We start from the raw sequence: 24,242 nt of genomic DNA on the forward strand, positions 1-24,242 counted from the left end.
CTCTTCAGCGCCGATGGTAGTTGGGGGTTTCCCCCTGTGAGAGTAGGACGCCGCCAAGCCATTTAAAAAGATCAGCCATCCGGCTGGTCTTTTTTTGCATAATGCAAAGAATAATCATTGGATATAAAAGGATTATCAATTAAGGAAACTTTTATAAAGACATACACGTATTGAAATTCTTCATCATACATTGTTAAAAGCATCCCCGGTTCTCTTAAACTATTTAAGTTAATGTATGCGAACAATGGTTTTTGGGGAGAATGCAGGTATGGAGGTGGAGATGTTGGGGACAACAACAACCAAAACAACGGCAGGGGAAACGTGCGCGGTTTGTGAACAAATAAAAGGGATGGGTATACATCTATATACGACTTTTATTTGTGAGGAATGCGAAAGGGATATGATCAGGACGGATACGAATGATCCCAAGTACCAATATTACTTAAAGCAATTAAGAAAAATCACTAATCCTGAAATATTATCATGAAAAAATAGTATGTGGAAAGTTAAAGAGTCAGAGAAAAAAGAAATGATGTGTTTCTTTAATCTCTGATTCTTTTTTTGGTACTTTAGAAGAATGCTTGGCAACATGCTCCCATGTTACTGTTTGTTCCCCCAAAACCGACATGTTCGGAAACGCATAATTGCCTTTAAGCCGACGCAATATGAGATAAAATTGAACTTATTTGATAAAATGAAAAAATACTATGATATATGAGGGAAGAGAAAAATGAATCAATCACAGACACCGTTGTTCGATGCAATGAGTGCTTTTCATAAAAAAAGGCCAATATCTCTTCATGTCCCAGGGCATAAAAATGGGTGGGTGTTTAATAAAAAGGGCCAAGCCTTATATAACCTCATTCTTGGTATTGATGCCACGGAGATAAGCGGTTTAGATGATCTGCATGCGCCAGAGGGCGCCATTTTACAGTCCGAGCAACTACTCTCTGACCTATATGGGGTAAAGCGGAGTTATTTTTTGGTTAATGGGTCCACCGTAGGCAACATTGCCATGATTCTTGCTACCTGCCGGGAAGGTGATAAGGTCCTTGTCCAAAGAAACTGCCATAAATCGATTTTACATGGATTGATGTTAGCGAATGTACAACCGATCTTTTTACAACCAGCCTATTATGAGAAATGGGGCATTGCTGGCGGTGTGGGATCAACATTAATCGCAGAAGCCTTGAGTGTACATCCAGATGTAAAAGCCATCATTGTTACCTATCCTAATTATTATGGTCTTGGTGAAGACTTGACGGAAATGGTAAGACTCGCACATCAAAAGGGGATTCCTGTGCTGGTGGATGAGGCACATGGCGCTCATTTTCAGTTGGGAAGCCCATTTCCTAAGCCGGCAATTTTGGCAGGGGCAGATGCCGTTGTCCATTCAGCGCATAAAACACTGCCGGCTATGACGATGGGGTCTTTTCTTCATGTGAATTCACCCTTAGTTGATGTCGATCAAGTATCATTTTATTTACAAATGCTTCAGTCGAGCAGTCCATCTTACCCAATTATGGGGTCGCTCGACTTGGCCAGGGCCTACTTAGCTGCTTTTACATCAGAAGATAAAATATCCCTTATTGAAAAGATATCAGACTTCAGAGGGGAATTAGGTGCCTTGCAAACAGTAAGGGTGCTGGAGGCGCCACAAGGCACCTTGGCAGACCCGTTGAAAGTGGTCATTCAATCAACAAATGGATTAAGCGGGTTTGAATTACAGCAGCTATGTGAAGCCAAAGGCATTTTTACGGAATTGGCTGATCCTCATAATTTATTAATGATTTTACCCTTATTAAAAATGGGTGCCGAATTTCCTTTTCATGAAATCGTTCAAACTATAAAAAGAGCCACTGAAGACAGAACTGGAAGTAAGGAATCAGAACTTGGGGCCCCATGGACTGATGGAAGGTCAATGACAGGACTTGAAATACCATACTCCGTCATGAAGCATAGTAAATCAAAGCCTGTCACATTACGGGAAGCAGTGGGTGAGGTATCTGCCGAGATGGTCATTCCCTATCCGCCAGGCATCCCTTTAATTATGTCCGGGGAAATGATTACTCCTGAGCATATAGACAACCTGAGAAGACTGCGAGAACTGGGATCAAGGTTTCATGGCGGTTCCTCCCTTTCAAACGGAGAATTGATCGTTTATGAAAGCAGGCATTAAAATGATATACTACAAACAAAGAATCTTGGAGGTACATCGATGAAACGTGGTATTTTTATAACAATGGAAGGGCCTGAGGGTGCCGGGAAAACAACAATTACCCAAATGCTTGGCAAGGCCCTGCAACAAGAAGGCTATCAAGTCCTATTAACGCGTGAGCCAGGGGGTGTTCCCATTTCAGAGCAAATTAGGGAAGTGATCCTTAATAAAGATAATACAGCCATGGACTCGAGAACAGAGGCTTTATTATACGCAGCAGCAAGGCGTCAGCATTTAGTGGAAGTGGTCATGCCTGAGTTGGAACGAGGAGGAATTGTCCTCTGTGACCGATTCATAGATAGCTCGTTAGCCTATCAGGGTCATGCAAGGGGTTTGGAAATAGAAGAAGTTTATAATATCAATAAATTCGCAATTGGAGATATGATGCCAGATGCCACGTTCTTTTTTGATATAGACCCGGAAGTGGGATTGAGACGTATCCAGTCCAATGGGGAACGGGAAGTGAACCGTCTGGATCTTGAAGCCCTCGACTTCCATAAAAAAGTTTGTGAGGGGTATCAGCTCATTATAAATAGATGGAAAGACCGTTTCATTATCGTGGATGCAGCCCGGACAATAGATGAAGTTTTTGAGGAAACGAAAGCCAATTTGCTGAAATTTTTAGCGAAAGCAGGAAACTAAATATACAGGTTTCCATATTATTCAACCAATACTATTCCAGACAAGGACTAGTTGCTATAATGGAGTTAGTAAAAATTCAGAGTAACCGGAGGATGATGAGAATGAAAATGATCATTGCTGTCGTTCAAGACAAGGATAGTCATCGCCTGCTGAATGAATTAGTGGAAAATAATTTCGGAACGACCAAGCTAGCCAGCACTGGCGGGTTTTTAAAATCAGGCAATACAACTTTTATGATTGGCACAGAGGATGAACGTGTTGACAAAGCAATCCAGATCATCAAACAGAATTGTCAGTCACGATCCCAGTTAGTATCACCGGTTTCACCGATGGGCGGGAATGCCGAATCCTATGTACCTTACCCAGTGGAGATTCAAGTAGGCGGTGCGACCATTTTTGTTCTGCCAGTTGAAAACTTTTTACAATTTTAACGGTTAGTTTCAGGGAGGTTCATTATGAAAATCAACTATGATAGCCCTATAAAGCTGGATAAATCGCGTCAGGATGCCAAACAGTTTCAAACCGGAAATGGAAGATTTCAACAAATGGTCCAGACACAGGATCAAAAGATGCAAATCCAAACATTAAACCGTCTGTTAGGCGATATTGAAGGGGCGGGTCAGCGTTTAGTAAGGTCACGCACTTTTAGGGAATTGGCAAAATATAAAGCATTGGTGAAACGGTTTGTTAAAGAAGCGGTTGAATATGGATTGGAATTGAAGCAATCCACGAGCTGGAATGAATATGGACAGAGCAGGCCGTTGAAAACCGTGGAAACGATAGATGTAAGATTAGTTGAGTTAAGTGAGGAAATTCTTAATAAAGAGAAAAGCTCGCTTGAAATTTTGGAAATGATAGGCGAAATTAAGGGTCTTCTGATTAATTTATATACTTAAGTGAGTTGATGGTTTTGGATAAAACATGGCGGGACATGAGTCAAATTCAGCCGCAGGTAATGACGATGCTGCAAAATAGCATAACGAAGAAAAGGGTGGCCCATGCGTATTTATTTGAAGGGGAAAAAGGGACAGGTAAGCAAGAGATAAGCAATGCCTTTGCAAAAAGCTTACTATGTGAAGCCCCGACAGCAGGTTATGAGCCATGCGAACTTTGTCGGAATTGCAAACGGATTTCAAGTGGGAATCATCCTGATGTCCATTTAATAGAAAGAGACGGTCTCTCAATAAAGAAAGAACAAATCAAGGGGCTTCAGGAAGAATTTTCGAAAAAAAGCGTAGAGGCGGATCGGAAGGTTTATATGATTGCCGATGCCGACAAAATGTCGGTGGGGGCAGCCAACAGTCTATTGAAATTTTTAGAAGAACCTTCAGCTGATACTGTAGCAATATTGATGACCGAACAGCTTCAGAGGATTCTGCCGACTATATTATCAAGATGCCAAGTGATTTCGTTCAAGCCATTATCTCCTGAGAATGTGAAACGGAAGCTGATGGAACAGGATGTAGAACCACAGCTGGCTTCGGTTATTGCACACATAACACAGAATGTGGAAGCTGGAATCGGGCTTAGTCATGATGAATGGTTTGTACAAGCTCAAAAAATAGTGGTAAAATTATATGAAGTGTTAAAACTTAATTCTTTGAAGGCATTGCTGTACCTTCAGACGGATTGGTTCACACACTTTAAAGAAAGAGAACAGGTTGACAGAGGTCTTGATTTGTTACTTCTTATATATAAGGATTTATTATACATTCAGTTGGACAAAAAGGACTTCGTTGTGTTCCAAAATAAACTGAAGGAATTTGAAACTCACGCTCTTCATCTTTCCCCAAGACGCCTTGCTGAACATATGGGTTGCATTTTGGAAGCAAAAAGGAAGCTGATGTCCAACACGAATCCACAGCTGTTGATGGAACAGCTTGTGCTGAATTTGCAGGAGGGATCATGATTTGTATGATGTTGTAGGTGTCCGTTTTAAAAAGGCGGGCAAAATATACTACTTCGATCCGGGTGAATTCGCTATTCCTAAGGACGATTTTGTAATAGTGGAGACTGTCCGCGGTGTTGAATTCGGTAAAGTCGTTACAGCCCGAAAACAAGTAGATGAAAACGATGTTGTCCTGCCATTGAAAAAAGTACTTCGGGTCGCTGATGCAAAAGATAAGCTGATTGTAGACGAGAACAAGGCGGCTGCAGAAGAGGCTTACTCTATATGTTGTCAAAAGGTTGTGGAGCATAAGCTGGATATGAAGCTGGTTGATGTGTCATATACTTTCGACAGAAATAAAGTCGTGTTTTATTTTACAGCGGATGGTCGCGTGGATTTCCGTGATTTAGTCAAGGATTTAGCTGCCATATTCAGAACTCGCATAGAACTGCGCCAAATTGGGGTAAGGGATGAGGCAAAGATGCTTGGTGGCATCGGACCTTGTGGCAGAATGCTTTGCTGCTCCACATTTCTTGGAGATTTTGAACCGGTTTCCATCAAAATGGCGAAGGATCAGAATTTATCATTAAACCCTACAAAAATCTCAGGTTTATGCGGTCGATTGATGTGCTGTCTGAAATATGAAAATGATGAGTATGAAAGTGCGAAGGAAATGCTTCCTGATTTAGGTGAAATGATTAATACGCCTGGTGGCAAAGGCAAGGTAGTGGGGCTTAATATTCTAGAACGCGTACTTCAGATTGAACTAATCGAGCAAGAAAGAGTATTAGAGTATACTCTAGATGAGATTCTAAAAGAGGGAGCCGTTTCTATTCAAGCCACAGATTATTAAGGTGGTGGGAGAGCGTGGATAAGAAAGATATTTTTGAGTCGGTGACCAATATGGAAACCCAGATAGGCCAATTATATAAGCAGCTTGGAGAATTGAAGCAGAACTTAGCTGAAATCCTGGAGGAAAATCAGTCTCTCAAGCTGGAGAAAGAGCATTTGCGCCATCGGTTGGGCCTTGTGGAAGTCGAAAGTGCGCCTGCTGCAGTAAAGGTCAAACAAAAAGTGAAAAACCGTACCGCAAGTACGGACAAGGTTATGGATATCGGGGAAGGCTATGATAATTTAGCTCGTATCTATCAAGAAGGCTTTCATATTTGCAATCTGCATTTTGGCAGTTTACGAAAAGAAGGGGATTGCCTGTTCTGTTTATCTTTTTTAAACAAGAAGTGATAAAGGAATAATATAAAAGATGTTTCTTTTACGTGATAGATAGACCGTTTACAATATATAGTGATTCGGGGTCTGACGCATACTATGAGTCAGACCCCTTTTTGTACGATAGTAATGTAGAAGCATGGTCCCTACACATGCTTTTTCGATACATGATTAGGAGGGTAACAGCAATGGTGGAACTTAAAGGCGATGAGCGCCTGGATTATCTATTGGCTGAGAATTTAAGGATCATCCAGAGCCCATCGGTGTTCTCTTTTTCATTAGATGCCGTTTTATTATCAAGGTTCGTAAATGTACCGATCCAAAAAGGGAAAATCGTAGATCTTTGCTCAGGTAATGGGGTCATACCCTTGCTGTTGAGTACAAGAACGAAAGGGACAATTACCGGTGTTGAAATACAAGAGCGGTTATATGACATGGCCCAGAGAAGCATGGACTATAATGGCGTGTCCTCCCAAATCGAGATGATTCATGGGGATATAAAGGAAATTCCAAAACAGATAGGGTATAGCAAATATGATGTCGTAACTTGCAACCCACCCTATTTCCCGACACCATCCATCGAGGAAATTAACAAAAATGAGCACTTTGCAATTGCCCGACATGAAATAATGTGTAATCTTGAGGACGTCATGCGTGTTACAAGCCAGCTGCTGCGTCAAGGTGGGAAAGCTGCATTCGTTCATAGACCGGGCCGTCTGATGGATATCCTGCATTTCATGAGGATGTACAGAATAGAACCGAAGCGGCTTCAATTCGTTTATCCTAAGAGCTCAAAAGAAGCGAATACGATTCTTATAGAAGGGATAAAGGACGGCAACCCTGATTTGAAGATTCTTCCTCCGCTTGTTGTATATAATGATCAAAATGAGTATAATCCGGAAATCAGAAGGATTCTATATGGAGAGGAATAAACATTATTTTTATGTTTTGAAATGCAGGGACGGCAGCTATTATGCAGGGTATACGAATAATTTGCACCGCAGGATTGATGCTCATAATAATGGCAGGGGCGCAAAGTATACACGAGGCCGGGCACCGGTTGAACTGATTTATCATGAAATATTCGAAACACGGACATTGGCCATGCAGGCTGAATATAAGTTTAAGCAATTAACAAGAAAACAAAAGCAAAAGTGGATGGCAAAGGAGGAAACATGATATGTGGCAGCAAAAGAGTTTTGAAAAAGAAGGATTGGAGCCAGCTCTATATCTGGTTCCTACACCGATAGGAAACCTTGAGGATATGAGTTTCCGGGCTTTAAGAATCTTGAAGGAAGCGGATGTCATTGCTGCTGAGGACACGCGAAATACGAAGAAATTATGCAACTACTTTGAAATTTCGACACCTATCGTCAGTTACCATGAACATAATAAGGAATATAGCGGGAAGCAAATGCTAGAGAGGCTTCGATCCGGCGAGGTCATCGCATTGGTAAGTGATGCTGGCTTGCCGACGATATCCGACCCGGGATATGAACTGGTCAAAGAGGCCATTGCCGAAAAGTTTAAAGTTATCCCGTTGCCAGGGGCCAATGCTGCTTTAACTGCATTGATCGCATCAGGACTGATTCCGCAGCCTTTTTACTTCTATGGCTTTCTACAACGGGGAGCAAAAGAAAAAAAGCAGGAGCTGGAAAAATTAAAAAAAATGGAATCGACTTGGATCGTTTATGAATCGCCACATCGATTGAAAGAAACATTGAAACATATGCATGAAATTTTAGGTGACCGCCGTATAGTATTATGCCGCGAGTTAACCAAGAAATTTGAAGAGTTCATTCGAGGGACTGTGAGTGAAGCTTTGACGTGGGCGATGGAATCAGAAATTCGCGGTGAGTTCTGTTTAATAATTGAAGGTGGGCAATGGTCGGAAGATGAACCTGAAGAAGCTTGGTGGACGGCCCATGACATCGTCGGTCATGTTAATCATTATATGGAAACCAAGCAATTCACCTCTAAGGATGCAATCAAGCAGGTCGCAAAAGATCGCAATATGCAAAAACGTGATGTATATCAGGCGTATCACATTGATATAAAATAATAATAAACATAAAAAAACTTCCGAAGACCGGAAGTTTTTTTATCATTTATTTAGAAGCAGTGAAGTTTTGTTGAATTTCTTGAATAAGTAATTCTGCACCTTCACGACTAAGGATCAATTTACCATTAGCAAGTGTAAGGTTGTTATCGGAAACTTCACCTGTAACTTGGCAAGTCATGTTTGGTTTGTATTTTTTCAGGATGATGCGCTCATCATCAACATAGATTTCAAGAGCGTCTTTCTCAGCGATACCCAATGTACGACGAAGTTCGATTGGAATAACCACCCGGCCTAACTCATCAACTTTACGAACAATACCTGTAGATTTCATTTAAAAAATTCTCCTCTCAGTTACAATCTAGTACCCTATTTCTATTTTTTTCGCCATTATTCGACAAATTTTTTTATAAATTTATAATACCAGCCATTCCCAAATTCGTCAATGATTTATTTTCATTTTTTTGTAAGAAATAGCATGGCTCTTTTCGTGTAACAAAAAGGCTTTTAAAGAGAAAAAATTGGATATCATTAAAAATGAAGAAATAGCAGGAAACAGAGGACTACTCACTTCACCACATTTCGACAAAGTATGCATATAAAAAACACACTTCACTATTATATGATTAAATATAAATTAGTTTCAAAACAAAAGTTCTGAATTAAGGATAATCTTCTGAAAAAGTTTACGAATATGTGAGTTGTTGCACAAAAAAAGAAATTTAGGTATATTTTGTTGAGATAAGAGGTAATGCTGTCATAAGGGAAGTTCACTTCCAGTCCCCTTATTGTTAAAATGAAAATTTACTTCTATTTTTTATTCTATTAACATGATGATTAGATTAGTGATTATTGTCGCACAGAATTGTATATAGCGTTAAAATAGAGATAATAGCTTAAAATATATTCTTATGGCTTGGGCGAGTCCTATAGCCGGTTTTTCAAATGATGAGGAGGGAACGAAGTGCAAGATAAATTAAAAACATTCTATATCACGACACCCATATATTATCCGAGTGGTAATTTACATATAGGGCACGCGTATACGACAGTGGCAGGGGATGCCATGGCTCGTTATAAAAGGATGCGTGGCTTCGATGTCATGTATTTAACTGGAACTGATGAACATGGTCAAAAAATCCAGCGTAAAGCGGCTGAAGAAGGAGTCACTCCTCAGCAATATGTAGATAATATCGTATCAGGGATTAAAGAGCTCTGGGAAAAGCTTGATATTTCATATGATGATTTCATCAGGACGACGGAAGATCGCCATAAAGAGGTCGTAGCCAAGATTTTCAAAAGGCTATTGGACCAGGGTGATATATATTTGGACCAATATGAAGGATTATATTGTACACCTTGCGAATCTTTCTTCACGGAACGTCAGGTGGAAGAAAGCAATGGAAATTGTCCTGATTGCGGTAGGCCCGTTGAAAAGGTGAAAGAGGAATCTTATTTCTTCAAGATGAGTAAATATGCGGATCGGTTACTGAAGTTTTATGAGGAAAATCCGAATTTCATTCAACCGGAATCGCGCAAAAACGAAATGATCAATAACTTCATCAAGCCTGGATTGGAAGATCTGGCCGTTTCCCGTACTACTTTCGATTGGGGCATCAAGGTGCCGGGAGATCCAAAGCATGTTATTTATGTATGGATTGATGCATTGACCAATTATATAACGGCATTAGGATACGGAACGGATAATGACTCTAAATACTTGAATTATTGGCCTGCCGATGTACATTTGGTAGGAAAGGAAATCGTTCGTTTCCATACAATCTATTGGCCGATCATGTTAATGGCTCTTGACGTGCCGCTACCAAAGAAAGTCTTTGCCCACGGATGGCTTCTCATGAAAGATGGTAAAATGTCCAAATCAAAAGGGAACGTAGTGGATCCCGTTACATTGATTGATCGTTACGGTTTGGATTCTTTACGCTACTACTTATTGCGAGAAGTACCATTTGGTTCAGACGGAGTATTTACACCGGAAGGGTTTGTGGAGCGGATCAATTTTGACCTGGCAAATGATTTAGGGAATTTATTAAATCGAACTGTTGCAATGGTCAATAAGTATTTTGATGGTGTGATTCCTAACTACGAAGGATCCAATGGCGAATTCGAAAAGGCTTTGCTTGAAATGAACCAAGATACGGTAGGCAAGTATGAGGAAGCCATGGAAAACATGGAATTTTCAGTTGCACTAACATCCATTTGGCAACTCGTGAGCAGAACTAATAAATTCATTGATGAGACCCAGCCATGGACTCTTGCTAAAGATGAATCAAGGAAAGAAGACCTTGCTAGTGTCATGGTTCATTTGGCGGAATCATTGCGCAGGACGGCGATCCTTTTGAAACCGTTCTTGACGCAAACACCAGAAAAAATCTTTGCTCAGCTTAGCATCAAAGATGATGTGTTAAAATCCTGGGACAGTTTAGCGGAATTCGGTCAAATTCCTGCTGAAACAAAAGTCTTGAAGGGAGAGCCGATCTTCCCTCGTCTGGATATGGAAGAGGAAGTTTTATATATTAAAGATCAAATGCAGGGCGGCGCCCCCAAGGCTGAGGAAAAAGTGGAAGAGACGATTCCTGAAGTCGATGAAATCACTATTGATGACTTTACAAAAGTGGAGCTTCGTGTTGCTCAGGTCATGGAAGTTGAGCCTGTAAAGAAAGCGGATAAGCTTCTTAAACTTCAGCTTGATTTGGGTTATGAGAAACGTCAAGTCGTATCAGGCATTGCACAGCACTATAAACCTGAAGATTTAGTAGGCAAAAAAGTGATATGCGTAACAAATTTGAAACCTGTTAAACTTCGTGGCGAGCTCTCTCAAGGAATGATTTTGGCGGGAAGCCAAGATGGAGTGCTCTCAGTCGCTACAATAGATTCATCGATTCCTAATGGTTCAAAGGTGAAATAAACCGATGAAAACATAAAGGTGTTTCATATGAAACATTTTTATGTTTTTTTCTTTATGCTTTTGGAAAAAGTAATTTAATACAGGTTCAGGTTCTGCATTTGGGCATATAGAAGCCTTTGTAATCTTTTTGTTACCTAAATGTGAAACATAAAACTTTCATTTTTTAATAAAATAGTGCTAGAAAGGGAGAAAAATAATGTTATTTGATACACACGTACATGTTAATGCGGAACAATTCAACGAGGATCTCGAGGACGTAATAGACAGAGCTAAGGAAGCAGGAGTCAATAATATGGTAGTCGTTGGTTTTGACCGGCCCACTATTATAAGGGCAATGGAATTAATAGAAGCTTATGATTTCATGTATGCCGCGGTCGGATGGCATCCTGTGGATGCTATAGATATGAAAGAAGAGGACTTACAATGGATCGAGGAATTATCCAATCATCCAAAGGTTGTGGCCATTGGTGAGATGGGTCTGGATTATCATTGGGATAAATCACCGAAAGATGTTCAAATGGAGGTGTTCAGGAAGCAAATCCGACTGGCAAAAAAGGTGGGGCTGCCCATTATCATCCATAATCGGGAAGCGACCGCGGATATCGTGAACATACTCAAGGAAGAAGAGGCATCAAGGGTTGGAGGCATCATGCATTGCTTTAGCGGAAGTGCAGAAACGGCTTTGGAATGCATCAATATGAACTTTTATATTTCATTGGGTGGACCTGTGACCTTCAAGAATGCAAAAAAACCAAAGGAAGTGGCAGCATCCGTACCTTTAGACCGTTTACTGATAGAGACCGATTGTCCATACTTGGCTCCCCATCCTTATAGAGGGAAGCGTAATGAACCTTCGTATGTGAAACTTGTTGCTGAACAAATTGCAGAAATCAAACAACTCACATTAGAGGAAGTTTCCCAGGCAACAACGGAAAATGCCAAGAAATTATTCGGCATTAACTGACATTTTTTTTTACAATATCTCCCGGGGTTCACTAGCTAAAATTGAATTTTTTCTAAGGTTTCTACAAATTTCACTCCAACCATAGGCTTATTATGTCGAGAAGTCGCCCTTTCCTTTTCAAGGTGAAATATGCATAATAGGTAGTAATTTCCTAAATGAGAAGTGAATGGGTTGACAGCTTGATAACTAAGTCTATATAATCACCGGGAGGAAGGAGGAGTTTTTCATCCTATTAAAAACTATGAAAAACCTTATTCCCAGACCATTTGGGAAGAAGAGAATGGCAATTGCCATCTTCAGTGCTATTCTTGTTTCTACAGCATTGGGAATACTGATATATCAAGGAACAAAGGATACAGTTACAATCATGCTAGACGGAAAAAAAGAGGTAGTGCGTACACACGCGGCTACTGTAAATGATATGTTGGAAGATTTAGAGATTACCGTTAAAGCCGCAGACTACGTCCATCCATCTAGAACCACCAAGGTAGATGATGATTTAGAGGTGGTTTGGAAGCCTGCACAAAAAATCGTCATGGTACAGGATGGTAAGACGAAGGATGTTTGGTCCACCGCCGATACGGTAGACGAACTTTTAAAAGACCAAAATCTTAGTGTGAAGGAACAGGATAAGATCACCCCTTCGAAAAATACGAAGCTGAAAGCGAATATGGAAGTTGCCATAGACAAAGCCTTTTCACTGAAATTAGTGGTAGGTGGAGACGAAAAGCAGGTATGGTCAACTTCGGCTACTGTCGCTGACTTTTTAAAGCAACAAGGAGTAAAACTCAATGATTTGGATCGTGTTGAGCCAGAATTAACCGAAAAAGTTGAAGCTGAGAATACGGTAAACGTAGTTCGAATTGAAAAAGTCACCGATGTAGTGGAAGAACCAGTTGACTTTGCTGTCATAACTAAAAAAGATGACTCTTTATCAAAAGGGAAAGAGAAAATTGTCACAGAAGGAAAAGACGGACTCATTTCCAAAGAATATGAAGTTATTAAAGAAAATGGCAAAGAGGTTAAAAGAGAATTACTTTCAGAAAAAGTGGTTAATAAAAAGCAGGATAAAGTTGTAACGGTCGGAACTCGAACGACGGTTGCCCAAGCATCACGCGGAGTAACTAACGTTAGTTCTTCAAGTGGAAAAGAAATATATGTATCATCAACAGCTTATACTGCCAGTTGTAAGGGCTGTTCCGGTGTCACGTCCACAGGCGTGGATCTAAAGAGCAATCCGGGTGCGAAAATCATCGCTGTCGATCCAAACGTAATTCCTATGGGCTCGAAAGTATATGTGGATGGCTATGGCTATGCAGTAGCTGCTGACAAAGGCGGAGCCATAAAGGGAAATAGGATTGACGTCTTCTTTTCCTCGAAGAATGATGCTTATCGCTGGGGTGTAAAGAGGGTAAAGATTCGTGTATTGGACTAATAAGGTTTCTCTCGCAGGAGATGAATTCGTCTCCTGTTTTTTGCGTTTTATTTTCCATTTGTTGAAAAACCCTATGTAAAACTGTTTTAATAAGATAGACGTTTCATTATTCCATAAGATTTCAATATGTGCGTGTGAACTTCATAAATGATCTTGACTGGATTCTCTATCCAAAAAATTTTACGGGGGACCGGCTACGTTTATCCAAGAGCTAATCAAAGCGCTTGCGCTTTTCTGTATGGAGGAAACCATGAAAAAGATTAAAGAAATTATTGTTGTAGAAGGAAAAGACGATACGGTAGCGATAAAAAGGGCTGTTAATGCTGATACAATAGAAACCAACGGTTCCGCGGTGAATGAGTCTTGTATTGAGCAGGTGAGGCTTGCACAAAGGACACGTGGAGCCATCATTTTCACAGACCCTGATTTTCCTGGTCAAAAAATCAGGAATATAATTTCAGAACAAGTAAAAGGCTGTAAACACGCCTTTTTAACGAAGAAGGAAGCCCTTCCTAAGTCAGGTAGAGGAATTGGTGTGGAACATGCTTCTCCTGAGGCAATTCGTAATGCTTTAAAGGAAGCCCAATTAATGGATGAAGAGGCTTCAGAAGAGATTTCACAGCAAGATTTAATAGATGCCGGTTTAATCGGGGGATCCGGTGCCAAGGAACGAAGGGAAAAACTTGGCTCTATTTTAAAAATCGGGTTTACCAATGGTAAACAGTTATATAAGAGACTAAAAATGTTCCAAATATCAACTGAGGCTTTTGAGAAAGCGATGGTACAGATAATTCAGGAGGAAAAAAATGAATAAGGATATTGCAACCCCTGTCAGAACGAAAGAAATATTAAAGAAATATGGATTCTCCTTTAAAAAGAGCTTAGGCCAGAACTTTTTAATTGATACGAATATCTTGAAACGTATTGTCGAACATGCCAATTTGACGGAGGAAAGCGGCGCCATTGAAATTGGGCCGGGAATCGGGGCATTGACGGAACAACTAGCGAAAAGCAGCAAAAAGGTTGCGGCCTTTGAAATTGACCAGCGTCTGCTGCCCATCTTATCGGATACACTGTCTCCCTATAACAATGTAAACATCATTCACGAAGATGTTCTTAAAGCTGATGTCAAGAAGGTCATCGGCGAGGAATTTTCTGGATTTTCGGACCTGATGGTCGTTGCGAATCTTCCATATTATGTAACGACTCCCATCATTTTAAAGCTATTGTCCGAAGACCTGCCCATTAGGGGCATCGTGTGCATGCTGCAAAAGGAAGTGGCCGATCGAATTGCCGCAAAACCTGGGACAAAGGAATACGGTTCTTTATCCATTGCCATTCAATATTATACTGAAGCCGAAACAGTGATGATAGTACCCAAAACGGTATTCATGCCTCAGCCTAATGTTGATTCTGCTGTAATCCGCCTTACAAAGCGCGTGAAGCCGATCGTCGAGGTCCTGGATGAGGATTTCTTATTCACGGTGACCCGGGCGAGCTTTGCCCAGCGCAGGAAAACGATTTTAAATAACTTAACCAGTCAGCTGCCAGATGGTAAATCGAAAAAAGAACATATACTGGCCGCTCTCGAAGCTGCGGAAGTGGATCCTTCCAGACGGGGGGAAACGCTGAGCATCAAAGAATTTGGCCGCTTAAGTGATGCATTATTGCCGAATTTCAAATAAAGGAAATGTGAAAGATTCAAGTCGGAATGGGGTCAATCCCCGCTTCCGGCTTTTTTTATTATGAAATTGGCCAACCATGAGGGAGCGTATCCGAAAATGTAATCAATCCCCGCCTTTCACCATTCAAGAATGGTTCGCATAACTTAAGAATGAAAATAAACTAGGGCGGGCTGAAAATAAGTCTTCTCATGGGGTGAGGCCATGAATATTCAAATAAACGATATTGTTGGTCGGGTTTCTTATAAATGCGACGTGTTGTTCCGGGTAATCGATATCCGTGATATTGACGGAAGGCGTCAAGCTGTTCTTTATGGGGAAGATATCCGATTGATTGCAGATGCACCTTTTCAAGATTTAATGCTCATTAATGATAATGAAAGAAATGATCGACAAAGGTCGAATGAGGTACTTCAAGAACAATCTTACCGCTTATTAACGCAAGATCTAGAGCTGCAACAACAAAAAAATGGCTATCAATCAAGTAATGGTTATCGGTACGGCGGTGAATACTTTCAGATACCAGGGCGGGTCCTCCATGTTGATGGGGATGCCTCTTACTTAAGGAAATGCATGGATCTATATCAGAAATTCAGTATTCCGGTCAATGGCATCTATTGCAATGAAAAGGAAATGCCCCATAGAATCGGGGGGCTGTTGGATCATTATCGACCGGACATTCTTGTTGTCACCGGCCATGATGCCTATTCAAAATCAAAAGGGCCGATATCCGATATTAATGCCTACCGTCACTCAAAGGATTTTGTGCAGACGGTTAGAGAAGCGCGAAGGCGAGTTTCTCATTTAGACCAACTGATTATATTTGCCGGGGCTTGTCAGTCACATTTTGAATCGCTGATCCAAGCGGGGGCAAATTTTGCAAGTTCTCCTTCCCGTGTTAATATACATGCTCTTGATCCGGTATATATCGTCGGAAAGGTAAGCTTTACGCCTTTTTCCGATCATATTCATGTATGGGATGTCCTTCGGAATACATTAACTGGAGAAAAGGGGTTGGGGGGAATTGAGACAAAAGGGGTGTTACGGACCGGGTTGCCCTTCAAGCCATTTCAGGAAGAATGAACGAGCTGCATTTTGAAAGAATGCAGCTTGCTTTTGGTGGGTAAGAATTCGGATATCGTTACAGAAAAACCGGTTTTTGGTTAAGTGATGTTAGTAGGTAATGATTTAATTACGAAAATTCGGCTTAATAGATAATGGAATAGTTCGTTTACATAATTTTTCATTTCCCAGGATATAATAAAATTGTTCGCGATTTTGCCGAATTTCAGATAAAAATATATTGACTACATTTTTAAGTGCTGATATAATTTATTATTTTGTTTGCGTATATTTGTAAATTGTGATATACTTAACTTAGTGAGGTGGACCGAAAATGCCAAAAACTCTAGCTGATATTAAAACTGCACTTGATTCAAACCTAGGTAAAAGATTGCTCTTAAAAGCAAACGGTGGAAGAAGAAAGACTGTAGAACGATTCGGAACTTTGGCGGAAACTTATCCGGCTGTTTTTGTAATTGAGCTCGACCAAGATGAAAATGCGTTTGAAAGAGTATCTTACAGCTATGCGGATGTTTTAACGGAAACCGTGGAACTAACATTTTTAAACAAACAACAAGAGATGTAACTTAGACGAGGCAGTGAACAACTTTGTTTGCTGCCTTTTGTTTTGTATAGAATACCTGTGAACACCAATAAAGGCTTAAAAAGGATGTAATGAAATAGCGTATGATGCAAACACTAGGCATGTGACGGCATGGAAAGGGGTTGCTTCGCTTGAGCAGGAAAAAAGGGATTATGTCAAATGATCTTAAAGAGGAATTGGCTAAAGAACTTGGATTTTACGATGTTGTCCAGAAAGAAGGCTGGGGAGGAATCCGGGCCAGGGACGCAGGGAACATGGTAAAGCTTGCTATCGAAAAAGCACAACGTCAATTAGTGAACAAAGAGTAGATCAAACACTTAATTGCATCATGTCGTCATGTTGAAGAAGCCGGACTCTTTATACAATGTATAGCTCCATTCATTTTTGCTTACATTGTAGTTAAGGAGTCTGGTTTTTTATGTATCGGTGAATGCTATATGGATATGTAGCAAGTCTTTTGGGATGCAGGAAGCAGCTGCTCCCCAATGTGCCTACATGTGTCTATTCTCCTCTAAGGGTGATCTTAGCTTCTTTACATTGAAATTACGATGAAAAAACCTTTAGAATATAAACAAATATGATAGAATAGGACAAGAACTTTTAAGAACGTTAAAGTAGGTGGACATATTGAAGCTTATGGAGAAAGCCCCGGCTAAAATTAATTTGGCTTTGGATGTGCTTTTCAAACGGCCTGATGGATATCATGAGGTGGAAATGATCATGACGACAGTCGACCTTGCCGATAGAATTGAACTTAAGGAAATAAAGGGAAATCATATTCAAATTCTATCCCATAATCGATTTGTTCCGGATGATCATCGGAATTTAGCTTATCAAGCTGCATTTATTCTAAAGGAACGTTTTGGAATCAAAAAAGGTGTTTCCATAACTATAGAGAAAAATATACCTGTGGCTGCAGGACTTGCTGGTGGAAGCAGTGATGCCGCAGCTACCTTGAGAGGCTTGAATAGACTGTGGAAACTTGGTCTTTCCATGGATGAACTTGCGGAAATAGGAGCTGAAATTGGCTCTGATGTTTCATTTTGCGTATATGGAGGAACGGCATTGGCCAGGGGGCGCGGGGAAAAAATCACGCATCTTCCCGCACCGCCAAAATGCTGGGTCATCTTGGCCAAACCGACGATCGGCGTATCGACGGCAGATATATACAAAAGGCTCCAGACGTCAAAAATGGAGCATCCGGATGTACCTGGAATGATTTCGGCTATTATGGAAAACAATTATCACGATGTATGTGAAGGGTTGGGTAATGTTCTGGAACAAGTGACATTGCAGTTATACCCAGAGGTTGCGAACATTAAAGATCAAATGAAGACATTTGGAGCGGATTCGGTCTTGATGAGCGGAAGTGGTCCGACCGTTTTTGGTTTGGTGGAACATGATTCGCGCATGCAAAGAATTTATAATGGACTTCGTGGATTTTGTGACCAAGTCTATGCAGTCCGTTTACTGGGTGATCGAAACAATCTTGAATAGAAACGTACATTAGTGGTATAGTTGCTATATAATATTCGGGAATTAACAAAGGGGGTGTCTCAATGAAATTTCGTCGCAGCGAGAGGCTAGTCGATATGACCAATTATTTATTAGAACATCCAGGGGAACTTGTTTCGCTGACTTATTTTGCTGAAAGATATAGTTCGGCAAAATCCTCGATCAGTGAAGATTTGACAATCATCAAAGATACCTTTGAACAACGGGGGATAGGATCTTTAACAACCGTTCCAGGTGCGGCCGGTGGGGTGAAATATATTGTTTCCATCAAGGAAGAAGAAGCCAATGCCTTCATTGACGGATTATGCGATACGATCGCTAGTCCCGAAAGGTTACTTCCTGGCGGTTATCTATATATGACAGACATTTTAGGGCATCCGCAAACCGTGAATAAGGTTGGAAGGATAATCGCTTCAATGTATGCCAAGAAAAATGTCTCAGTCATCATGACAATGGCAACCAAAGGGATATCATTAGCATACGCCGTGGCAAATTATTTGAATGTTCCAGTTGTCATTGTAAGAAGGAATAATAAAGTAACGGAAGGTTCTACAGTGAGCATCAATTATGTTTCAGGCTCTTCAAAGCGGATTCAGACTATGGTACTCTCTAAGAGAAGCTTGGTTGAAGGTTCGAATGTATTAATTGTAGACGATTTCATGAAGGCTGGGGGTACCATTAACGGTATGGTCAGTCTATTGGATGAATTTAAGGCAACAGTTGCCGGAATAGCAGTGCTGGTCGAATCCGAACATACTGAGGAGTGCCTTGTCGAGGACTATGTTTCATTAATCAAGTTGACGCAGGTGGTCGAAAGAGACAAGAAAATCAATGTAAGCCGTGGGAATTATTTTACGAAAAAGGAATAGGGGGAATCATTTAATGAAAACGATACATACTGATGAAGCACCGGCAGCGATCGGACCATATTCACAAGGCGTGATCGTGGATAAGTTATTTTTCAGTTCAGGACAGATCCCACTTACTGCTTCTGGTGAGATGGTGACTGGGGATGTAAAGGAACAGACACACCAGGTCTTTAAGAATCTCCAAGCTGTATTGAAAGAAGCTGGGGCTTCATTGGAAACTGTCATTAAGGCAACAGTATTCATTAAAAGTATGGATGATTTCGGTTCGATTAATGAAATTTACGGAGAATATTTTTCTGCTCACAAACCTGCTCGTTCTTGTGTAGAGGTTGCTCGCCTTCCTAAAGATGCACTAGTGGAAATAGAAGTGGTAGCGCTCGTTAAATAAACGGGCGTTTTTTTATTTTTTAGGAAATTCGTAATGGGTATCATCCTGTAATATCAGGGTGATTTTTATTGTTTTTGAAAACTAGGCTGAATTTTCTAAAAAAATTACAGATAATAGAAGGAGTTCACGTTTTTTTGTTGAATATGTACTTTAAGTTTTAACAACAACAAAAAGGGATGGTGAGCTTAAATGGAAGTAACTGACGTAAGATTACGCCGTGTGAATACGGATGGTCGTATGAGAGCTATCGCATCAATTACACTGGATAATGAATTTGTGGTTCATGATATTCGTGTGATCGACGGAAACAATGGTTTATTTGTAGCAATGCCAAGTAAACGAACTCCAGATGGAGAATTCCGGGATATCGCTCATCCAATCAATTCCTCTACACGCGGGAAAATTCAAGAAGCTGTCTTGACAGAATATCATCGATTGGGAGAACTTGAAACTGAATTAGAGGAAGCTGGAGCAGGTGCTTCTTAAAATAACCTTACTTTTAAACTTTAAATTTATAATTCGTGCATCTAGAGCCTACTTCATAAGTAGTGCTCTTTTTTATTTATTCATAAACGGATAAGTTTAGAACCTATTCGCTCATCGCACAGACAATTGCTTTAATTATCAAAATTGTAAAATAAAGGTGATATCTTCAAAGTTTAAGTACCCGCCCTTTTTATTTTTTAAACCTTTTTGTTCATCCTGAAATTGAAATTCCCGTAAGCGGGATTTGAGGATATCACTTACTCCATACGTCTTATGAACTGAAGATGAATTGAAACGGTAATCGGTTTTGGAATGGAAGTTAACAAAGGGTGCAGTACTTTCACATGGCTTGTACATAGGTCTAGCGCGATCATGGCAGTGTTTTGGGACAATGGGGCTTGCTGGTGTTATAGAGGGGAGGAGACATGGTTCCTGTATTACGACGTTAATGAAAATGACATCGACCATGATTTAAAATAATGTTAAAAGATCCATTAATAACTCTAACAAGGCTGTCTGAAATTGAACTTTTTTTACCTGATTGGTTGACAATTATATGTACTTTTAATTGTTACCTTGAAAAGAATCACTATTTGAGATAATATTTTTAGTGGATAAAAAGGTGAAAATGGAGGCCTGTTATGAGTAATCGCTATGCAATAATATTGGCCGCTGGGCAAGGTACTAGGATGAAATCTAAGCTTTATAAGGTTTTGCACCCTGTTTGCGGGAAACCAATGGTACAACATGTTATCGATCAAGTCAATCAACTTCAAATAGAAGATATTGTTACAGTCATCGGCCATGGAGCTGAAAAAGTACAAGAACAACTTGGTGATTCATGCAAGTATGCCTTACAAGAACAGCAATTAGGTACGGCACATGCTGTAATGCAAGCGGAAAGCGCTTTATCCGTAAAAAGTGGAACAACCCTTGTTATTTGCGGTGATACGCCTCTGATTAAAGCGGAAACGATGAAAGAGCTTATAGCATTGCATGAGCAAAGTCAGGCGAAAGCAACAATCTTAACAGCATATGCAGATAATCCTGCTGGTTATGGAAGGGTCCTTCGCGGTGAAGGCGGTCTTGTAGAAAAAATCGTCGAGCATAAGGATGCCACTGATGAAGAAAGATATGTTAAGGAAATAAATACCGGTACATATTGCTTCGACAACCAAGCATTATTTAGCGCGCTGAAAAAAGTTTCAAATGAAAACGTCCAGGGAGAATATTATTTACCGGATGTTATTGAAATCTTAAAAGAGGAAGGCGAAGTGGTGACGGCCTTCCAATCCAGTGATTTCGAGGAGACATTGGGTGTAAATGACCGAGTTGCTTTATCGCAGGCGGAGCAAATTTTACGGAAACGAATCAATGAAACGCATATGAGGAATGGTGTAACGATCATCGATCCGCTAACTACGTACATTGAAGCGGATGTGCAAATCGGGCAGGATACAGTCATTAGCCCTGGCTCATTCATTAAAGGAAAAAGTATTATCGGTCAGGATTGCTTAATTGGCCCGAATACGGAAATCAGTAATTGTGAAATTGGTGATGGAACGGAAGTCCTCCAATCGGTTGTACATGAAAGCAGTATTGGAAGTTTTGTTAAAATCGGTCCATTCGCACATGTTAGACCTCAATCAGATATTAAGGATTCCGTTAAGATCGGTAATTTTGTCGAAATTAAAAAGACCGTTTTTGGCGAAGGAAGCAAGGCCTCTCACTTGAGTTATATTGGGGATGCAGAGGTTGGGGAGAATGTTAATATAGGCTGCGGATCAATTACCGTGAATTACGACGGGAAAAATAAACATTTGACGAAGATTGAAGACAATGTCTTCATAGGCTGCAATTCTAATCTGGTTGCACCCGTGACGGTAGGAGAAGGGGCATATGTAGCTGCTGGGTCAACCATTACGCAAGATGTACCGCCGGAAGCCCTATCCGTTGCCCGTGCTCGTCAAGTTAACAAAGAAGATTATGTCAAGAATTTGAAATTTAATAAATAACCGACGGAGGTCATCATGTCAAATCAGTATTTAGATCCTAATTTAAAAGTATTCTCTTTAAATTCAAACTTCGATTTAGCTCAGGAAATTGCTGCTGCAATCGGTGTTGAACTTGGAAAGTGTAGCGTAACAAGTTTCAGTGACGGTGAAGTTCAGATCAATATTGAAGAAAGTATCCGTGGCTGTGACGTTTACGTAATCCAATCAACAAGCCAACCAGTCAATGAAAATTTAATGGAACTTTTAATTATGATCGATGCTCTTAAACGTGCTTCAGCTAAAACAATCAATATTGTCATGCCATATTACGGTTATGCCCGACAAGATCGTAAAGCGCGTGCACGTGAACCAATTACAGCTAAACTTGTCGCAAATCTTCTAGAAACGGCTGGTGCCCACCGTGTTATCACATTAGATCTTCACGCACCACAAATTCAAGGTTTCTTCGATATTCTGATCGATCACCTTGTTGCTGTTCCGATTTTAGCTGATTTCTTCAAGGAAAAAGATTTAAGTGATATCGTCATCGTTTCCCCAGATCATGGTGGTGTAACACGTGCCCGTAAAATGGCCGATCGCCTAAAAGCACCGATTGCCATTATCGATAAGCGCCGTCCAAGACCGAACGTGGCTGAAGTCATGAACATCATTGGTAATATTGAAGGGAAGACAGCAATACTGATTGACGACATCATCGATACTGCCGGGACTATTACACTAGCGGCCAATGCCCTTGTAGAGAATGGTGCTAAAGCAGTGTATGCTTGTTGTACACACCCAGTCCTTTCAGGCCCTGCCATCGAAAGGATTCAAAATTCAACGATTAAGGAATTGGTCGTGACTAACTCGATTGCCCTATCTGAAGATAAGAAAATCGATAAAATTACTGGACTTTCTGTAGCACCTTTGATTGCAGAGGCAATTATTCGTGTGCATGAGGAACAATCAGTCAGCACATTATTCGATTGATAAAAAAATTAACCAAACACGGCGGGCCCTAAGGCTCGCCGTATTTTGGTTTGAAATTTTCAAAAAATATTAAATCCATAGTTGACAGATATGAATACTGATAATAAAATAGCTATACAAATTCAATTCATATTCATGGAATGAAAACCTGTACTAAAGCAAGTGCATATTGGTTAACGCCGATCGGACTACCGAAGGCTCCTTTTCACTTACCATTGAACATTAGGCATCTTATTGCCCTATTGTCCTATTGGTGAAGAAAAGGAGCCTTTTATTTTTAAATAAATTGTTTAAGAAGGGTGTGCAGAATATGAAAAAAAAACGAAAGATATGGCTGCTGTCCATCTTCAGCATCTTCATGCTGATAGTAAGTGCATGCGGGCAGGAAAAGAACAGTTCCACTAGTGCTGATGCAAAAGAATCGAATAAGACCATCCGAATCGGTTATCAAAAATTTGGGACATTAAATATTTTAAAATCAAAAGGGGAGCTGGAAACACATTTAAAGGAAGTGGGCTATACAGTCGATTGGACTGAATTCCCTGCAGGACCTCAACTGCTTGAAGCTTTGAATGTCGGCAGCATTGATTTTGGGCACACAGGGGAGGCACCGCCGATATTTGCACAAGCGGCCAATGCTCCGCTTGTCTATATTGCCAATCAGCCGTCTAACCCATCAGGAGAGGCTATAGTTGTACAAAAGGATTCACCCATTAAAAATGTGAAAGATTTAAAAGGTAAGAAGGTTGGCTTGAATAAAGGTTCCAATGTTCATTACCTATTGGTCAAAGCGTTAGAGGAAGCAGGTCTTACTCTTGATGACATTAAGCCCGTCTACTTGCCACCGGCTGATGCGAGGGCTGCTTTTGAAGGGAACCAAATCGATGCCTGGGTAATATGGGATCCATTTTTATCAGCAGCGGAATTGGAACTTGAAACGAAAACGATTCAGGATGGAGAAGGACTGGTGTCGAATCGTGAATTCTTTTTGGCAACTGATTCATTTGCCGGGAACGAAGAGGCCTTGAAGATTATCAAAGAAGAACTGAGAAAAGTTGATAAATGGATTGAAGAAAACCCAAGGGACGTCGCTGAGTTTTTATCTCCGGAAATTGGATTGAGTGTGGAGGCATTGGAAAAAACATTAAATAGAAAAGAATATGGACTTGAGGAGATTTCCAATGGGGTTTTGGATGATCAACAAAAGATTGCCGATACGTTTTACAATCTTAAATTAATTCCAAGCAAGATTAATGTTCTGGATGCATCTGCAGATGTTAAAAAAAATTAAGG

The 24,242-nt window shown here is 40.5% G+C and carries 27 protein-coding genes; 26 read left to right on the forward strand and 1 reads right to left on the reverse strand.

The genetic code is table 11. The annotated features are described in order from the left end of the window. The first annotated feature begins 268 nt into the window (after positions 1 to 268). The 11 genes from ACFRAK_RS22630 to rsmI all read left to right on the forward strand — a co-directional run bounded on the left by ACFRAK_RS22630 (position 269) and on the right by rsmI (position 8,037). Entirely contained in the window at positions 269 to 487 is a 219-nt protein-coding gene (locus ACFRAK_RS22630) for a sigma factor G inhibitor Gin (protein WP_141993387.1), read from the forward strand. A gap of 243 nt (positions 488 to 730) precedes the next feature. Further along, the gene (locus ACFRAK_RS22635) at positions 731 to 2,179 is read left to right on the forward strand and encodes an aminotransferase class I/II-fold pyridoxal phosphate-dependent enzyme (RefSeq protein WP_394572548.1); all 1,449 of its coding nucleotides are present in this window, start codon (positions 731 to 733) and stop codon (positions 2,177 to 2,179) included. A gap of 39 nt (positions 2,180 to 2,218) precedes the next feature. Continuing rightward, positions 2,219 to 2,860, forward strand: a complete 642-nt coding sequence (tmk, locus tag ACFRAK_RS22640) for a dTMP kinase (protein ID WP_387604921.1) — start codon at positions 2,219 to 2,221, stop codon at positions 2,858 to 2,860. A gap of 101 nt (positions 2,861 to 2,961) precedes the next feature. Then, positions 2,962 to 3,291: a cyclic-di-AMP receptor gene (locus ACFRAK_RS22645; protein WP_063235895.1), complete on the forward strand. Its 330-nt coding sequence runs from the start codon at positions 2,962 to 2,964 to the stop codon at positions 3,289 to 3,291. Positions 3,292 to 3,315: 24 nt separating this feature from the next. Continuing rightward, on the forward strand, positions 3,316 to 3,756 hold the full coding sequence (locus ACFRAK_RS22650) for a YaaR family protein (protein WP_394572549.1): 441 nt from the start codon (positions 3,316 to 3,318) through the stop codon (positions 3,754 to 3,756). Between the two features lie 8 nt (positions 3,757 to 3,764). Beyond that, positions 3,765 to 4,769 carry a DNA polymerase III subunit delta' gene (gene holB / locus ACFRAK_RS22655; protein WP_370662508.1) on the forward strand — a complete coding sequence of 335 codons (1,005 nt, stop codon included), beginning with the start codon at positions 3,765 to 3,767 and terminating at the stop codon, positions 4,767 to 4,769. 1 nt (position 4,770) lies between these two features. Beyond that, positions 4,771 to 5,601 carry a PSP1 domain-containing protein gene (locus ACFRAK_RS22660; RefSeq protein WP_061440314.1) on the forward strand — a complete coding sequence of 277 codons (831 nt, stop codon included), beginning with the start codon at positions 4,771 to 4,773 and terminating at the stop codon, positions 5,599 to 5,601. Between the two features lie 50 nt (positions 5,602 to 5,651). Then, complete coding sequence (gene yabA, locus ACFRAK_RS22665) at positions 5,652 to 5,990, forward strand: DNA replication initiation control protein YabA (protein WP_370662572.1); 339 nt, start codon at positions 5,652 to 5,654, stop codon at positions 5,988 to 5,990. Positions 5,991 to 6,163: 173 nt separating this feature from the next. Continuing rightward, positions 6,164 to 6,907, forward strand: a complete 744-nt coding sequence (locus ACFRAK_RS22670; protein ID WP_260288325.1) for a tRNA1(Val) (adenine(37)-N6)-methyltransferase — start codon at positions 6,164 to 6,166, stop codon at positions 6,905 to 6,907. Further along, positions 6,894 to 7,154 carry a GIY-YIG nuclease family protein gene (locus ACFRAK_RS22675; protein ID WP_387604920.1) on the forward strand — a complete coding sequence of 87 codons (261 nt, stop codon included), beginning with the start codon at positions 6,894 to 6,896 and terminating at the stop codon, positions 7,152 to 7,154. Before ACFRAK_RS22670 ends, ACFRAK_RS22675 begins: the two co-directional genes overlap by 14 nt. Before the next feature lies 1 nt (position 7,155). Beyond that, complete coding sequence (gene rsmI, locus ACFRAK_RS22680; protein ID WP_387604919.1) at positions 7,156 to 8,037, forward strand: 16S rRNA (cytidine(1402)-2'-O)-methyltransferase; 882 nt, start codon at positions 7,156 to 7,158, stop codon at positions 8,035 to 8,037. 46 nt (positions 8,038 to 8,083) lie between these two features. Here rsmI and ACFRAK_RS22685 read toward each other — a convergent pair whose 3' ends face one another. Next, a complete protein-coding gene (locus ACFRAK_RS22685) occupies positions 8,084 to 8,368 on the reverse strand; it encodes a transition state genes transcriptional regulator AbrB (protein ID WP_048689982.1) in 285 nt (94 codons plus the stop codon). 630 nt (positions 8,369 to 8,998) lie between these two features. Here ACFRAK_RS22685 and metG point away from each other — a divergent pair. From metG to ACFRAK_RS22760, 15 genes are all read left to right on the forward strand, one after another. Next, complete coding sequence (metG, locus tag ACFRAK_RS22690; protein WP_387705483.1) at positions 8,999 to 10,960, forward strand: methionine--tRNA ligase; 1,962 nt, start codon at positions 8,999 to 9,001, stop codon at positions 10,958 to 10,960. 196 nt (positions 10,961 to 11,156) lie between these two features. Beyond that, positions 11,157 to 11,924: a TatD family hydrolase gene (locus tag ACFRAK_RS22695; protein WP_387705485.1), complete on the forward strand. Its 768-nt coding sequence runs from the start codon at positions 11,157 to 11,159 to the stop codon at positions 11,922 to 11,924. A 280-nt stretch (positions 11,925 to 12,204) separates the two neighbouring features. Then, a complete protein-coding gene (locus ACFRAK_RS22700) occupies positions 12,205 to 13,359 on the forward strand; it encodes a ubiquitin-like domain-containing protein (protein ID WP_394572550.1) in 1,155 nt (384 codons plus the stop codon). Positions 13,360 to 13,609: 250 nt separating this feature from the next. After that, positions 13,610 to 14,173 carry a ribonuclease M5 gene (rnmV, locus tag ACFRAK_RS22705; RefSeq protein WP_260288331.1) on the forward strand — a complete coding sequence of 188 codons (564 nt, stop codon included), beginning with the start codon at positions 13,610 to 13,612 and terminating at the stop codon, positions 14,171 to 14,173. Further along, the gene (gene rsmA, locus ACFRAK_RS22710) at positions 14,166 to 15,044 is read left to right on the forward strand and encodes a 16S rRNA (adenine(1518)-N(6)/adenine(1519)-N(6))-dimethyltransferase RsmA (RefSeq protein ID WP_394572551.1); all 879 of its coding nucleotides are present in this window, start codon (positions 14,166 to 14,168) and stop codon (positions 15,042 to 15,044) included. Before rnmV ends, rsmA begins: the two co-directional genes overlap by 8 nt. Positions 15,045 to 15,245: 201 nt before the next feature. Then, positions 15,246 to 16,124 carry a sporulation peptidase YabG gene (gene yabG, locus ACFRAK_RS22715; RefSeq protein WP_387604915.1) on the forward strand — a complete coding sequence of 293 codons (879 nt, stop codon included), beginning with the start codon at positions 15,246 to 15,248 and terminating at the stop codon, positions 16,122 to 16,124. A gap of 313 nt (positions 16,125 to 16,437) precedes the next feature. Beyond that, positions 16,438 to 16,689, forward strand: coding sequence for a biofilm formation stimulator Veg (veg, locus tag ACFRAK_RS22720; RefSeq protein WP_034316343.1), 252 nt, complete (start codon positions 16,438 to 16,440; stop codon positions 16,687 to 16,689). Between the two features lie 149 nt (positions 16,690 to 16,838). After that, positions 16,839 to 17,015 carry a small, acid-soluble spore protein, alpha/beta type gene (locus ACFRAK_RS22725; RefSeq protein WP_034316340.1) on the forward strand — a complete coding sequence of 59 codons (177 nt, stop codon included), beginning with the start codon at positions 16,839 to 16,841 and terminating at the stop codon, positions 17,013 to 17,015. A gap of 319 nt (positions 17,016 to 17,334) precedes the next feature. Continuing rightward, positions 17,335 to 18,204 (forward strand): 4-(cytidine 5'-diphospho)-2-C-methyl-D-erythritol kinase, encoded by an 870-nt coding sequence (gene ispE, locus ACFRAK_RS22730; protein ID WP_098372657.1) that lies wholly within the window; start codon positions 17,335 to 17,337, stop codon positions 18,202 to 18,204. 62 nt (positions 18,205 to 18,266) lie between these two features. After that, complete coding sequence (gene purR, locus ACFRAK_RS22735; RefSeq protein ID WP_101225907.1) at positions 18,267 to 19,091, forward strand: pur operon repressor; 825 nt, start codon at positions 18,267 to 18,269, stop codon at positions 19,089 to 19,091. Positions 19,092 to 19,104: 13 nt separating this feature from the next. Beyond that, entirely contained in the window at positions 19,105 to 19,479 is a 375-nt protein-coding gene (locus tag ACFRAK_RS22740) for a RidA family protein (protein ID WP_053537019.1), read from the forward strand. A gap of 189 nt (positions 19,480 to 19,668) precedes the next feature. Next, the gene (spoVG, locus tag ACFRAK_RS22745; protein ID WP_034316332.1) at positions 19,669 to 19,965 is read left to right on the forward strand and encodes a septation regulator SpoVG; all 297 of its coding nucleotides are present in this window, start codon (positions 19,669 to 19,671) and stop codon (positions 19,963 to 19,965) included. A 641-nt stretch (positions 19,966 to 20,606) separates the two neighbouring features. Beyond that, entirely contained in the window at positions 20,607 to 21,980 is a 1,374-nt protein-coding gene (gene glmU, locus ACFRAK_RS22750; protein WP_260288335.1) for a bifunctional UDP-N-acetylglucosamine diphosphorylase/glucosamine-1-phosphate N-acetyltransferase GlmU, read from the forward strand. 15 nt (positions 21,981 to 21,995) lie between these two features. Beyond that, positions 21,996 to 22,949: a ribose-phosphate diphosphokinase gene (locus ACFRAK_RS22755; RefSeq protein WP_057276495.1), complete on the forward strand. Its 954-nt coding sequence runs from the start codon at positions 21,996 to 21,998 to the stop codon at positions 22,947 to 22,949. A gap of 310 nt (positions 22,950 to 23,259) precedes the next feature. After that, entirely contained in the window at positions 23,260 to 24,240 is a 981-nt protein-coding gene (locus ACFRAK_RS22760; protein WP_387604914.1) for a sulfonate ABC transporter substrate-binding protein, read from the forward strand. The last annotated feature ends 2 nt before the right edge of the window (positions 24,241 to 24,242 follow it).

The organism is Peribacillus sp. NPDC056705 (assembly GCF_043656335.1).